Source organism: Thiorhodococcus fuscus (genome assembly GCF_042682685.1).
In the GTDB taxonomy this organism is placed as follows: Bacteria; Pseudomonadota; Gammaproteobacteria; order Chromatiales; family Chromatiaceae; genus Imhoffiella; species Imhoffiella fuscus.
In genome coordinates, this window is record NZ_JBHUHX010000007.1 from 146,529 (window position 1) to 159,596 (window position 13,068).

The 13,068-nt window shown below is 64.6% G+C and carries 10 protein-coding genes; 8 read left to right on the plus strand and 2 right to left on the minus strand.

Annotation, left to right across the window (positions count from 1 at the left end):
* The first annotated feature begins 41 nt into the window (after positions 1-41).
* From ACFSJC_RS03800 to ACFSJC_RS03825, 6 genes are all read left to right on the plus strand, one after another.
* Positions 42-1,091 carry a bifunctional nicotinamide-nucleotide adenylyltransferase/Nudix hydroxylase gene (locus tag ACFSJC_RS03800; RefSeq protein WP_386023450.1) on the plus strand — a complete coding sequence of 350 codons (1,050 nt, stop codon included), beginning with the start codon at positions 42-44 and terminating at the stop codon, positions 1,089-1,091.
* Positions 1,092-1,171: 80 nt separating this feature from the next.
* Positions 1,172-2,596: a nicotinate phosphoribosyltransferase gene (locus tag ACFSJC_RS03805; protein ID WP_386023453.1), complete on the plus strand. Its 1,425-nt coding sequence runs from the start codon at positions 1,172-1,174 to the stop codon at positions 2,594-2,596.
* Between the two features lie 142 nt (positions 2,597-2,738).
* Complete coding sequence (locus tag ACFSJC_RS03810) at positions 2,739-3,836, plus strand: Re/Si-specific NAD(P)(+) transhydrogenase subunit alpha (RefSeq protein ID WP_386023456.1); 1,098 nt, start codon at positions 2,739-2,741, stop codon at positions 3,834-3,836.
* A 67-nt stretch (positions 3,837-3,903) separates the two neighbouring features.
* Positions 3,904-4,203 carry a proton-translocating transhydrogenase family protein gene (locus tag ACFSJC_RS03815; protein ID WP_386023459.1) on the plus strand — a complete coding sequence of 100 codons (300 nt, stop codon included), beginning with the start codon at positions 3,904-3,906 and terminating at the stop codon, positions 4,201-4,203.
* Positions 4,204-4,215: 12 nt separating this feature from the next.
* Complete coding sequence (locus ACFSJC_RS03820; RefSeq protein WP_386023462.1) at positions 4,216-5,616, plus strand: NAD(P)(+) transhydrogenase (Re/Si-specific) subunit beta; 1,401 nt, start codon at positions 4,216-4,218, stop codon at positions 5,614-5,616.
* A 34-nt stretch (positions 5,617-5,650) separates the two neighbouring features.
* Positions 5,651-6,868: an AI-2E family transporter gene (locus tag ACFSJC_RS03825; protein ID WP_386023465.1), complete on the plus strand. Its 1,218-nt coding sequence runs from the start codon at positions 5,651-5,653 to the stop codon at positions 6,866-6,868.
* On the opposite strand, the gene ACFSJC_RS03830 is transcribed toward ACFSJC_RS03825, so the two are convergent.
* Both ACFSJC_RS03830 and ppsA read right to left on the minus strand, forming a co-directional pair.
* Complete coding sequence (locus ACFSJC_RS03830; RefSeq protein WP_386023468.1) at positions 6,760-7,734, minus strand: alpha/beta hydrolase family protein; 975 nt, start codon at positions 7,732-7,734, stop codon at positions 6,760-6,762. The two genes, ACFSJC_RS03825 and ACFSJC_RS03830, sit on opposite strands and share 109 nt — an antisense overlap.
* 169 nt (positions 7,735-7,903) lie before the next feature.
* On the minus strand, positions 7,904-10,276 hold the full coding sequence (ppsA, locus tag ACFSJC_RS03835; protein ID WP_386023471.1) for a phosphoenolpyruvate synthase: 2,373 nt from the start codon (positions 10,274-10,276) through the stop codon (positions 7,904-7,906).
* A gap of 428 nt (positions 10,277-10,704) precedes the next feature.
* On the opposite strand from ppsA, the gene ACFSJC_RS03840 reads away from it, so the two are divergent.
* Together ACFSJC_RS03840 and ACFSJC_RS03845 are read left to right on the plus strand one after the other, a co-directional pair.
* Positions 10,705-11,340 (plus strand): hypothetical protein, encoded by a 636-nt coding sequence (locus tag ACFSJC_RS03840; protein ID WP_386023474.1) that lies wholly within the window; start codon positions 10,705-10,707, stop codon positions 11,338-11,340.
* Positions 11,341-11,540: 200 nt separating this feature from the next.
* Complete coding sequence (locus ACFSJC_RS03845; RefSeq protein ID WP_386023477.1) at positions 11,541-13,064, plus strand: bifunctional metallophosphatase/5'-nucleotidase; 1,524 nt, start codon at positions 11,541-11,543, stop codon at positions 13,062-13,064.
* Positions 13,065-13,068: the final 4 nt, after the last annotated feature.

The window sequence follows — 13,068 nt, forward strand, 5'->3', positions numbered from 1 at the left end:
CGATAGACGGTGATCCCACAAATATTCATTGGGGGATTCCCATGAATCGCTACGATCTCGCGGTCTATATCGGCCGCTTTCAGCCGTTTCACGACGGCCATCTCGCCTGCGTGCGTCAGGCGCTCGATCTGGCTGCCAATCTGGTCGTCCTGGTCGGATCCATCAATCGTCCGCGCAACATCCGCGATCCATTCGGCTATGCCGAGCGGCGCGAGATGATCGAGTCTGCGCTGCCCGCCGATCTGCGCGATCGGGTCGTGATCACGGGCGTCGCCGATCGGCTCTACAATCTGTCGAGCTGGGTCGCCGGTGTGCAGGGCGCCGTGGACGGGATCGTCGCGGCCGTGGCCGGCGGCGAGGCGTCCATCACGCTGGTCGGTCATCGCAAGGATCACAGCTCCAGCTATCTGGATCTCTTTCCGCAGTGGGACTTCAGCCCGGTCGAGCCGGTCTCCATGCTGTCGGCGACCGAGATCCGCGACGTCTTGCTGGGGGAGGGCGCGTCCAGCCTGGACGAGACCCTGGCCGCCCAGCCCCTGCCGGACGGGGTCAAGTCCTATCTACGCGACTGGATCGGGGCCGAGCCGGACGCCTGGGAGTCGCTGCGGCAGGAATGGGCCTTCGTGCGCCGCTATCGCTCCCAGTTCGCGGCATTGCCCTATCCGCCCATCTTCCAGACCGTCGATGCCGTGGTGCTGCAGGCGGGTCATATTCTCATGGTCGAACGCGGGGCCCAGCCGGGGCGCGGTCTGCTGGCCCTGCCCGGTGGCTTTCTCGACGTCGAGGAGACCATCGAGGACGCGGTGATCCGCGAGCTGCGCGAGGAGACGGGCATCAAGGTTCCGGAGCCGGTCCTGCGCGGCAGCATCCGTGCCCGGGCGCGCTACGATGATCCGCAGCGATCGCTGCGCGGGCGTACCATCACGGATGCCTTTCTGTTCGAGCTGCGTCCGGGACCTCTGCCGCGCGTCAAAGGCGGCAGCGACGCCCGAAAGGCGCAGTGGATCTCGCTGGCCGAGTTCCAGTCGCTCGAGGCGCGGATCTACGAGGACCATTACCACATCGTCCAGGATCTGCTCGGTCGCGCCTGAAGCGATTGCGCGCCTCCGATCGCCGGCCCGATCCGGGCCGGCCCATTCCCGGGGATTCCGGGCCATAGGGGAGAGACCCAATGAACGCATCCGTTCCGTCGCCATTGAACACCAACTTCATCCTCAACAGCGATTCCTACAAGCTCACGCACTATCTGCAGTATCCGCCCGGCACCGAGGCGATCTTCAGCTATGTGGAGTCGCGCGGCGGGCGCTTCTCGCGCACGCTCTTCTTCGGGCTGCAGATGTTCGTGCGCGACTATCTGTCGCGGCCCATCACCCGAGACATGATCGAGGAGGCGGCCGAGTTCCAGGTCCGCCACCTGCCCGGGGCGCCCTTCAACCGCGCGGGCTGGGACCATATCCTGAACCGGCACGGCGGCTGGCTGCCGATCCGGCTGTGCGCGGTCGCCGAGGGCAGCGCGGTGCCGGTGCGCCAAGTGCTGGCCACGGTGGAGTCCACCGATCCGCAGGTGCCCTGGATCGGGCAGTACGCCGAGACCGCCATCCTGCGCGCCATCTGGTATCCGACCACGGTCGCGACCATCAGCTGGCACATCAAGGGCCTGATCCGGCGCTATCTGGAGGACACGGCCGAGTCGCTGGACGGGTTGTCTTTCATGCTGCACGACTTCGGTTCGCGGGGCGTCAGTTCGTTCGAGTCCGCCGCGCTCGGGGGCGCCGCGCATCTGGTCAATTTCCAGGGGTCGGATACCTTGGTCGGGGTGATCGCCGCCAATCGCTATTACGACGCCGAGATGGCGGCCTATTCGATCCCGGCGGCCGAACACGCGACCGTTACCGCCTGGGGCGAGGCGAGCGAGCTGGACGCCTATCGCAACATGCTCGATCGCTTCGCCCGGCCCGGCGGCATGCTGGCGGTCGTCTCCGACTCCTACGATCTGGAGCGCGCCGTGGGCTACTGGAGTCACGAGCTGCGCGAGCAGGTCCGAACGTCGGGCGCAACCCTGGTGATCCGTCCCGACTCGGGCCATCCGCCGACCATGGTGCGCCGCACCTTGGAGCAGCTCGCCGAGGGCTATGGTGCCCGGATCAACGCCAAGGGCTACCGGGTGCTCGACGGGGTGAGGGTCATCCAGGGCGACGGGATCGATCTGGACTCGATCGGCGAGATCTTGGCCGAGGTCAAGCGCGCCGGATTCTCGGTGGAGAACCTGGCCTTCGGAATGGGCGGGGCGCTGCTGCAACGGCTCGATCGCGACACCCAGCGCTTCGCCTTCAAGGCCAGCGCCATCCGGCGCGACGGGGTCTGGCGCGACGTCTCCAAACAGCCGCGCACAGATCCCGAGAAGGCGTCCAAGCCCGGCCGGCTGAGCCTGCTGCACAACCCGGAATTCGGCACCTGGCGCACCCAGCGCGAGGAGCAGTCTGTGGAACCCGGTTGGCGGTCGGCCCTGGACTGCGTCTACGAGGATGGTCGCATCCAGGGGCAGCAGACGCTGGCCGAGATCCGTGCTCGCGCCGACGCGGCCTTGGCGATGTAGGTGTCCGAAGCGGTGTCGTCGTCGCTTGGGGCGCGCCGCCGCATTCCCGATCCCCGGTTGCGGGGATCCGGGTCGGTTACCATAATGCCTGGATTTTTGCCGCCCTCGACGGCGGTGACAGAACAATAAAAGGCGAATCACCATGAAGATCGGAATCCCCTCGGAGACCTGCCCTGGAGAGACGCGGGTCGCCTCGATCCCCGAGGTCGTCAAGAAACTGGTCGGCAAGGGCTTCGAGGTCCTGGTCGAGGCCGGTGCCGGGGTTGCTGCGGGCTTTCCCGACGCCGAGTATGAGGCGGCCGGGGCGCGTCTCACCGACCGCGCTGGCGCCTACGATGTTGACCTGCTGCTGAAGGTTCGGCGCCCGGATGCCGGGGATGTCGAGGCGATGCGCGCGGGCGGTCTCTATGTCGGTCTGTTGGAGAGCTGTGGCGAGGACGCGGTGCTCTCGGCCATGCTGGCGAAGGGAATGCGCGTGCTGGGCATGGAGCGCATGCCGCGCACCTCGCGTGCCCAATCCATGGACGTGCTGTCCTCGCAGAGCAACATCGCCGGTTATCGCGCGACCATCGAGGCGGCGGCCCGTTATGGGCGCTTCTTTCCCATGATGATGACCTCGGCCGGTTCGGCCAAGCCGGCGCGGGTCGTGGTGCTGGGTGCCGGCGTCGCCGGTCTGCAGGCGATCGCGACCGCGCGCCGTCTGGGGGCCGACGTGCATGCCTACGACGTTCGCCCCGAGACCCGCGAGCAGATCCTCTCGCTCGGCGCCAAGCCGATCGACCTGGATCTGGGCGAGAGCGGGGCGGGCGAGGGCGGTTATGCCAAGGAACTCTCGGACGAGGCCAAGGCGCGCCAGCAGGCGGCACTCGGCGACGCGCTGGCCAAGGCCCACGTCATCATCACCACCGCGCAGATCCCCTGCCGTCCGGCGCCCGTGCTGGTGACCGAGGAGGTGGTCCGGCGCATGCGTCCCGGATCGGTCATCGTCGATCTGGCCGCCGGGAGCGGCGGCAATTGTCCGCTGACGGTCGCCGACGAGGTGGTGGTCCGTCACAACATCACCCTGGTGGGATTCACCAACTATCCCGCGATGGTCCCGGCGGACGCGAGCGCCTTCTATGCCCGCAACCTGTTCAATCTTTTGGACATCATGGTCAGCACCGGCGAGGCCGGTCCCGAACTCGCGGATCTGACGCAGGACGACATCACTGCGGCCATGCTGGTCGAGTCGGCCGCCTGACCGGCGTCCTCAGCGCCTCCGCCGTTCGCCGGTGGCGCCCACACAATCACGATTTGGAGTTACGCACATGCCCGAGGCACTGGATCCCTCGATCGTCGCCCTTTACGTTTTCGTCCTCGCCTGCTTCATCGGCTACTGGGTCGTCTGGGGCGTCACCCCGTCGCTGCACACCCCGCTGGTGGCCCTGACCAACGCCATTTCGGGCATCGTCCTGATCGGCGCGCTCTTGGTCGCGGGCGATCCCAATGCCGGGATTGTGGTTCAATTCTTCGGCTTTCTCGCGGTTCTGCTCGCCTCGATCAATGTCTTCGGGGGCTTTCTGGTGACGCACCGCATGCTCTCGATGTTCAAAAAGAAAAAACAATAGGGGCGGTCAGCGATGGAACTTTCGATCAATCAACAGGCACTGGCCTATCTGCTTTCGGCCATCCTTTTCATTTTGGGCCTCAAGGGCCTGACGCATCCGTCCACGGCACGGCGGGGCAACGTCTACGGCATGCTCGGCATGCTGATCGCCATCACCGCGACCCTGATGGGGCGTGATGTGCAGTCCTATGGCTTCATCATCGCCGGTGTCGCCGCCGGCGCGGTGATCGGTAGCATCCTCGCCGCGCGTATCCAGATGACGGCGATGCCGCAACTGGTCGCGGCCTTGCACAGCTTCGTCGGTATGGCCGCCGTGCTGGTCGGCATCGGCACCTTCCTGCATCACCGCAGCGCCGATCTGCTCAATCCGGTGCTGATGGGCGAGATCTCGGCTGGCGTGGTCATCGGCGCCATCACCTTCACCGGATCCGTCATCGCCTTCGGCAAGCTGCAGGGGCTGCTGAGCGGCGCCCCGGTCAAGTTCGCCGGACAGCATCTGCTCAATGCACTGATCGGACTGCTCACGGTGGCGTTGGCCGTGCATTTCGCGATGACCGGCAGCCTGCTTTCGCTGATCGCCATGACGCTGCTGGCTCTGACGCTCGGCGTGACCCTGATTATTCCGATCGGCGGGGCGGACATGCCGGTCATCATCTCCATGCTCAACAGCTACTCGGGCTGGGCGGCGGCGGCGACCGGTTTCACCCTGCACAACAACCTGCTGATCATCGTCGGCGCGCTGGTCGGCTGTTCGGGCGCCATCCTGTCCTTCATCATGTGCCGGGCGATGAACCGCTCCATCATCAACGTGATCTTCGGCGGTTTCGGTTCCGAGTCCGGCGGTGGCGAGAGCGCTGGCGCCCAGGCGGCGGAGAAAGGCGTCAAGTCGGCCTCGGTCGAGGATGCCGTCTACTGGATGGAGGATGCGGGCAAGGTCATCATCGTGCCCGGCTACGGCATGGCCGTTGCCCAGGCCCAGCACTCGCTGAAGGAGCTGATGGAGCTGCTGCAGGCGCGCGGCGTGGAGGTGAAGTTCGCCATCCATCCGGTCGCCGGTCGCATGCCGGGGCACATGAACGTGCTCCTGGCCGAGGCCGATATCCCCTACGACAACGTGCTTGAGATGGACGAGATCAATCCTGAGTTCCCCGGCGCGGACGTGGTCCTGGTGGTGGGCGCGAACGACGTGGTCAATCCGGCGGCCAAGGAGGACACGTCGAGCCCCATCTACGGCATGCCGATCCTGGAGGCCGGGCGGGCGCGTCAGGTCTATTTCCTCAAGCGCTCCATGCGGCCGGGCTACTCGGGCGTCGACAACCTGCTCTTCTACCAGGAGAACACCTCGCTGGTCTTCGGCGATGCTAAGGACACCATCGAGGGAATGAATGCCGCGCTCAAGGGCGGCGGACACTGACCGGGCGCACGAGACGGCGTCCAGGAGCCGGGCGATGCTGAAGACGGATCGAGCGAGTCAGGACCGTGTGAACAAGGTCGTCATTCTGCTGATGGCCTTGGGGATCTCTGCGCTCTTTCTGGCGATGATCCAGGGGTTCCTGATGGTCCTCTTCCTCGCCGGGCTCTTCAGCGCGCTCGCCCGCCCGCTCTATCTGCGTTTCGAGCGTCTGCTCGGAGGCCGGAGCCATCTGGCCTCCGGTCTCTCGCTCCTGGTGGTCGCGGTCATGGTCCTCATCCCGCTGGCCTTGCTGGTCGGGGTTCTGGTCGCCCAGGCGCTCGACGTGAGCCAGGTGATCACCGAGCGATTCAAGGGCGTCATCGAGGATCCGACCTCCTTTGCCGCCTACCTCCAGCATCTGCCGTTCTACGACCTCCTGCTGCAGCATCGCGATCTGATCCTCCAGCACGTCAGTCAGGCGGCGAGTCTCGCCAGCGGCTTCCTGGTCGAATCCGTCTCTTCGTTCACCCTGGGGACGGCCAATGTCGTCTTCCTCTTTTTCGTTCTCCTCTACAGCATCTATTTTCTGCAGATGGACGGTCCGAAGCTGATGGTGAAGATCCTCTATTACCTCCCGCTCAAGACCGCCGAAGAGCGCCTGATGCTGGAGAAGTTCACCTCGGTCACCCGGGCCACGCTCAAGGGCTCCTTTCTGATCGGGCTCTTGCAGGGAACCCTCGCCGGGATCGCCTTCGCCGTCGTCGGCATCGACAACGCCGTTTTCTGGGGCAGCGTCATGGCGGTTCTCTCCACCATTCCCAACGTCGGTGCGGCCCTGGTTTGGATCCCCGCCGTGGTCTTCCTTATCCTCGACGATCAGGTGCTCAGTGGCGTTCTCCTGGCCCTGTTCTGCGGTCTGATCGTCGGCAGCCTGGATAACGTCCTGCGACCCATGCTGGTCGGCAAGGACACCAAGATGCACGAACTGATGATCTTCTTCAGCACCCTCGGCGGCATCTTCATGTTCGGTCTGCCCGGCGTCTTCATCGGCCCCCTGATCGCCTCGCTCTTCATCTCCATCTGGGAGATGTACGGCGTCGAATTCTCCGACATCCTTCCCGACGTGGATCTGGTCCTGCTTGGATTGCGTGAAGCGGAAGGGAGTCAGCAGGTCGTGGAGGCGATTTCGGAGCCTGCCGAAGAGTCGGCCGGCGAACAGGATGAGGATCCCGGCGCGTCGAAGGGTAAGGTATCCCCTGAGAAGCGGGGCTGATCGGTCGCGATGTGTCGCGACAGAAAGGCCACCAGCTTATCGGCGTGGCGGTCGATTGCCTCGATGGATTCATGTCCGGCGTCGGGGATCGGCAACAACGTGACCCGGTCGTCCCGGCGGTTGGCGTGGATTTGATCCGCCTCCGCGAAGGGAACTCGCGCATCGTCCTCGCCATGCACCAGCAGTACCGGACATTGCGCCCGGCGGATGGTCCGGCAGGGGGCGATGTCGTCGAATCGGGCCTGGATGCGGTATTCGATAAAGCGCAGCACCAGCCAGACGATCGGTCTGGGAATGTGCTTGGAACGCAAATGCCGCTCCATCAACTGCTCGGGGTGGGCGAATGCGGCGATGCTGATCGCTGCGGCGAGCTCGGGGCGTCGCGACGCCGTGAGCAGGACCGCGCCGGCCCCCACCGAATGACCGAGCGCCGCCAGTCGCTGCGGATCCACCTCCGGGCGCTGGGCAACCCAGTCGAGCGCGTCTTCCAGATCCTCTGCGAATCGTGGCAGCGATGAGAGCCCGTCGCGATCGCTACGCCCGTGATTGCGAGCATCGAAGAGCAGCACCGCGAAGCCGGCGCGATGCAATGGCACAGCGAACGGTAGCATCTGCTCGGCATTGCCGCCCCAGCCGTGGAGGATGAGCACGGTCGGGGCCGGCCCCAGGTCTTGGTCGGCCGGGATCAGCCAGGCGAACAGCTCTTTGCCCTGGCGCGTCTCGATCCGAGCCTCTCGGTAGGGAAGATCCCAGTCGGCGGGCGTGCCCTGTTCTGGGATGCGCGGTGCCCGATAGGCGCGTTGAATGAGGACGGGGGCGAGGACGATGCCTGCCGCCAGGAGGGTGCAGAGGATGAGTAGATTCAATGGTGATGGACCGGATTGATCGAATCCGCTCAAGATACCGGTATTCGGCCGGTCTCTCGCGCTGACATTTCTCAATAGAGGGCGATCTAGGCCCGCTTTCGGTCTTGGAAAGGGCGTCGAGGGGAAGGTCGATCGCCAGCAGCGGCTGCCGCCGGCGATCGAGGGGCTATCAGAGCGTCTTGGCCTGCTCGGCCAGGTAGATCCAGGTGTCGATCACGGTATCAGGGTTCAGCGAAATGCTGCTGATGCCTTCCTTGAGCAGCCAGTCGGCGAAGTCCTTGTGGTCCGACGGTCCCTGACCGCAGATGCCGACGTACTTATCCTTGGCGCGGCATGCGGCGATGGCCATGGAGAGCATCTTCTTCACCGCAGGGTCGCGTTCGTCGAAGTATTCGGCCACCAGGCTGGAGTCGCGGTCGAGGCCCAGGGTGAGCTGGGTCATGTCGTTCGAGCCAATCGAGAAGCCGTCGAAGTACTCCAGGAACTCCTCGGCCAGGACGGCATTGGAGGGCAGCTCGCACATCATGATGAGACGCAGACCGTTCTTGCCTCGCTCTAGACCCTGCGCAGCCAGCGACTCGGACACGGCCTTCGCCTGACCCAGGGTGCGGACGAAGGGGATCATGATCTCGACGTTGGTCAGACCCATGTCGTCGCGCACGCGCTTGAGCGCCTCGCACTCCATCTCGAAGCAGTCCTTGAAGTCCTCCGCCACGTAACGACCGGCGCCTCGGAAGCCGATCATGGGGTTCTCTTCCTCGGGCTCGTAGCGCGGACCGCCGATCAGGTTGGCGTATTCGTTGGACTTGAAGTCCGACATGCGCACGATGACCGTGTTGGGCGCGAAGGCGGCGGCCAGGGTCGAGATGCCCTCGGCCAGCTTGGTGACATAGAACTCGCGCGGGCTGGGGTAGGCGGCGATGCGCGGTGCGATCTTGGCCTTGAGGTCGGCGGGCAGCTGGTCGAATTCGAGCAGCGCCTTGGGGTGAATGCCGATCATGTTGTTGATGATGAATTCGAGACGCGCCAGACCGACGCCGGCATTCGGCGTGGCCGAGAAGGCGAAGGCGCGGTCGGGGTTGCCGACGTTCATCATGATCTTGACCGGGATCTCGGGCATGGCGGTGAGCTCGACCGTCTTGTGGTCGAACTCCAGCATGCCGTCGTAGATGTAGCCGGTGTCGCCCTCGGCGCAGCTGACGGTGACCTCCTGGCCGTCCTTGACCACGTCGGTGGCGTTGTTGCAGCCGACCACGGCCGGCACGCCCAGCTCGCGAGCGATGATGGCGGCGTGGCAGGTGCGCCCGCCGCGGTTGGTCACGATGGCGGCGGCGCGCTTCATGACCGGCTCCCAGTCCGGATCGGTCATGTCGGTGATGAGCACATCGCCGGCCTCGACCTTGTGCATGTCGGCGATGCTTTCGACGATGCGCGCCTTGCCGGCGCCGATGCGGCTGCCGATGCTGCGGCCGTTGGTCAGGACCGGGCCCTTCTGGCGCAGCACATAGCGCTCGATGACGTTGCCGCTGCGGCTCTGGACCGTCTCGGGACGGGCCTGGACGACATAGATCTTGCCGTCGGTGCCGTCCTTCGCCCACTCGACGTCCATCGGGCGACCATAGTGCTGCTCGATCTGGATCGCCTGCTTGGCCAGTTCCTCGATCTCGGCATCGGTGATGCTGAACAGGGGGCGCATCTCTTCCGGGACCGGCTCGGTCTTCACATAGGAGTCGGCGCCGGGCGCGTTGTAGACCATGCGAATGGCCTTGTCGCCGACGGTGCGGCGCAGGATGGCCGGCCGGCCGGCCTGCAGCGTGGGCTTGTGGACATAGAACTCGTCCGGGTTGACCGCGCCCTGGACCACCATCTCGCCCAGGCCGTAGCTGGAGGTGATGAAGACGGCGTCGCGGAAGCCGGACTCGGTGTCGAGCGTGAACATGACGCCCGAGGCGGCCAGGTCGCTGCGCACCATGCGCTGGATGCCGGCGGACAGGGCGACGTGACGGTGCTCGAAGCCCTGGTGGACGCGATAGGCGATGGCGCGGTCGTTGAACAGGGAGGCGAAGACCTCCTTGATCCGGAATTTGATGTTGTCGATGCCCTGGACGTTGAGGAAGGTTTCCTGCTGGCCGGCGAAGGAGGCGTCGGGCAGGTCCTCGGCGGTGGCGGAGGAGCGCACGGCCCAGGAAACGCCGTCACCGGAGTCGGCGGTCAGCTTCGCGTAAGCGGCGTCGATGGCGGCATCGAGCTCGGGGGGGAAGGGCTGTTCCATGACCCAGCCGCGAATGCGGGGGCCGGCCTCGGCTAGCGCGGTGACGTCTTCCACGTCCAGCGCGTCCAGAACCGATTGGATGCGTTCGTCCAGCCCGTCGCGTGCGAGAAAGTCGCGATAGGCATCGGCTGTGGTCGCAAAACCGCCAGGGACTTGCACCCCGAGATGAGTTAGATTTTGGATCATCTCGCCGAGGGAGGCGTTCTTGCCTCCAACGATGGGTACGTCGTTCATCCCGAGGTCGCTCAGCCAGCGGACGTAGTCGGTCATCGTGTTCGTTCTCCGGTCGCTAAAATTCGTAGGGTCATCTTATTGAGATCATGCGGCGCTCGGCGGGACGCCGACGGCGTACGCCCGGATTGGGGCGATTCGGCTGAGGCGATTGCAGAGGCGGGGGCGTAGCCGCGAGCGTTTAGCGCTGGTTGGTTGATAACGCCGCTAAACAACCGTGAAAATATAGCGCACGGAGGTACTGGGCGTCCTCGGGCTGACTCAATCTTGAGAATTAATGAAACCGACACATGACCTGGAGCATTCGGCGAACGGTTTGTCGGATTTGGATCTTGGTCCCTTGAAGCGGGTGCTCGAATCTCACGATCTTGCTTGAACCGAGCCGCCCGTTCAGGCAGCCTAGGAAGGCTTAGCTGATTGCAAGCAATTTTTCAATTTATCGTTATCCGAACATGAGGATGCACCTAATGAATGAAGTCGTGGCTGGTCGTTTTGCTCAATTCAAGGCCATGCTGGATGAGTACAATGCGGGTACAACCGTCGTCGCTGTCTGGACGCTGTTGATGGTTCTGGGGGGGATTTACGCGGTTTCTCATGATGTTCTCGTCGTCGATCGCGGGTCGATCGATCAGGCTGAGGTTACGGCGAACCTGACCCCGATTGGTCAAGTGGCTCTGGTTCAGCCACCGGCGCCGGCTGAACCGGCAAAGGCAGAGGCTGCCCCTTCCGATGCTGCCGAGCCTGCCAAGGCCGAAGCTGCTCCCGCCTCGGCTGCCGAGCCTGCTAAGGCTAAAGCTGCTCCTGCCCCGGCTGCCGAGCCTGCCAAGGCTGAGGCTGCTCCCGCCCCGGCTGCCGAGCCTGCCAAGGCTGAAGATGCTCCTGCCCCGGCTGACGAGCCTGCCAAGGCTGAAGCTGCTCCTGCACCGACTGCCGAGCCTGCCAAAGCTGAGGCTGCTCCCGCCGCCGAGCCGGTTAAGGCAGAGGCCGAGGCTCCTGCTGATACGGCTGTAGAGACCGCTCCGGTCGAGGCAACGCCCGCTCCGGCTGCGCCGATCGTTCGGCCGATGCCCGAGTGGATGCGTCACATGGCTCCGCGGAATTAAGCGCCAAGCTTGAAATCGGGTCGCGCTGCGTGTGCGATCCGATCCGTCGCGTTCCTGAATCCGCTTCTGGACGTTCGATGCCAATCTTCCCGTCGTCTCGCTACACTCCTAATCGCTCGTCCTGCTCTCGATCTGAACGCGAGTTCGGCGCGCATCGGACCTATTTCAGTCCCCTTCCTTGATTTTCAGGTCTCTCGCCTATGCGGATCCGCTGGCGCTCGACGGTTGTTCTACTCTTCGTCATTGCCGCCTTCGGCGCGCGGCTCGCGCTGGCAGGTTGCCGTTCGGGCGATGAGCTGACGATTCTTCATTTCAACGATTTCCACGGCCAGCTGGAGCCCTACCGGGATCCGGATAGCCAGACGCTCCGGGGAGGTCTCGCGCGTCTGACTGAGGTGGTCCGTCGGATTCGCGCGGAGGATTCGGGGCGCCCGGTTCTGTTGCTGTTCGCAGGGGATCTGTTGCAGGGCACCCTGACGTCGACCCTCTTCCTGGGCGTGCCCGATGCGCTGATGTTCGATCGGATGGGCGTCGACGCAGCGGTCATGGGGAATCACGAATTCGATTATGGGTTGGACGTCTTCCGTCGTTTGGCGGGGCAGGTGGGGTTTCCCTTTCTCGCGGCGAACGTGCGTGTCTCCCCCGAGCCGTTGCCGACCCGTGGTTCGATTGTGTTGGACGAGAAGGGCGTCAAGGTCGCCGTGGTGGGTCTCGTCACGCCCGAGCTGCTCACGGCAACCCACCCGCGCAACACCGTTGGTGTGATCGTCGAGGATCCGGTCGCTGTGGCGCGTCGGCTGGTGCCGGAGCTGCGTGATCGGGCCGATCTGGTGGTGGTGCTCTCTCATCTGGGGTTGGCTCAGGACAGACGTTTGGCCGACTCGGTGCAGGGGATCGACCTCATCGTCGGTGGTCACAATCATCATGTGCTGCAACAGCCGGTCGTTCAGTCCGGTGTGCCTATCCTGCAGGCTGGCGAGCGTGGCGAGTGGATCGGCCGGATGGATCTGGTGTGTCGGGATGGGGCGATGCATCAGGCGGCCTATCGGTTGATTCCGATCGATGCGAGTCTGCCCGAGGATCCGGAGATGGCGCGCGAGATCGCGCGGATCGTCGATCAGGCGGAGGCCGATCTGGGCGAGGAGATCGGTGAGACAAAGGTCGATCTGAGTGCCCGCCGCGAGGACATTCGGCGCGGTGAGGCGGTATTCGGCGATTTTCTGGCCGACCTGGCGCGTTCCGAAACGGGCTCGGATGTCGCCTTTTTCAACGCCGGTGGTTTCCGCGCCGACATTCCTCGGGGAAGGATTTCGCTCAAGCAGATCTATCAGACGTTCCCGTTCAGGAACGAGCTGGTCGTGGGGCGGCTGAGCGGAAGGCAGATCCTCGATGCCTTGGGTCATAGCGCCTCCATGGATCCCGAGGACAACCCCGGCGGCTTTTTGCAGGTCTCCGGGGTGCGTTATGAGATCGTTGGGCGAGGGCTTGGGGCTGTCTCCATCGCGGGCAGACCCATCGATCCGGATCGGCTCTATTCGGTCGTGACGTCCGACTTTCTGGCCGAGGGGGGCGATGGCTACGCCGTCTTCAAGACGATGGTCGAGCCGGTGATGACCGGTCGGCTGATTTCGGACATGCTGGTCCAGGCCATTCGCGAGCGGGGTGTGATCGCGCCGCATCTCGACGGGCGGATTCGGCGCGTTGAAGATCAGCCGCTGCTCTGAGGCT

What these genes read in the sequence shown, in the direction of transcription:
- ACFSJC_RS03800 (WP_386023450.1), top strand. Translation starts at nt 42, where the DNA reads ATGAATCGCTACGATCTCGCGGTCTATATCGGCCGCTTTCAGCCGTTT.
- ACFSJC_RS03805 (WP_386023453.1), top strand. Translation starts at nt 1,172, where the DNA reads ATGAACGCATCCGTTCCGTCGCCATTGAACACCAACTTCATCCTCAAC.
- ACFSJC_RS03810 (WP_386023456.1), top strand. Translation starts at nt 2,739, where the DNA reads ATGAAGATCGGAATCCCCTCGGAGACCTGCCCTGGAGAGACGCGGGTC.
- ACFSJC_RS03815 (WP_386023459.1), top strand. Translation starts at nt 3,904, where the DNA reads ATGCCCGAGGCACTGGATCCCTCGATCGTCGCCCTTTACGTTTTCGTC.
- ACFSJC_RS03820 (WP_386023462.1), top strand. Translation starts at nt 4,216, where the DNA reads ATGGAACTTTCGATCAATCAACAGGCACTGGCCTATCTGCTTTCGGCC.
- ACFSJC_RS03825 (WP_386023465.1), top strand. Translation starts at nt 5,651, where the DNA reads ATGCTGAAGACGGATCGAGCGAGTCAGGACCGTGTGAACAAGGTCGTC.
- ppsA (WP_386023471.1), bottom strand. Translation starts at nt 10,276, where the DNA reads ATGACCGACTACGTCCGCTGGCTGAGCGACCTCGGGATGAACGACGTA.
- ACFSJC_RS03840 (WP_386023474.1), top strand. Translation starts at nt 10,705, where the DNA reads ATGAATGAAGTCGTGGCTGGTCGTTTTGCTCAATTCAAGGCCATGCTG.
- ACFSJC_RS03845 (WP_386023477.1), top strand. Translation starts at nt 11,541, where the DNA reads ATGCGGATCCGCTGGCGCTCGACGGTTGTTCTACTCTTCGTCATTGCC.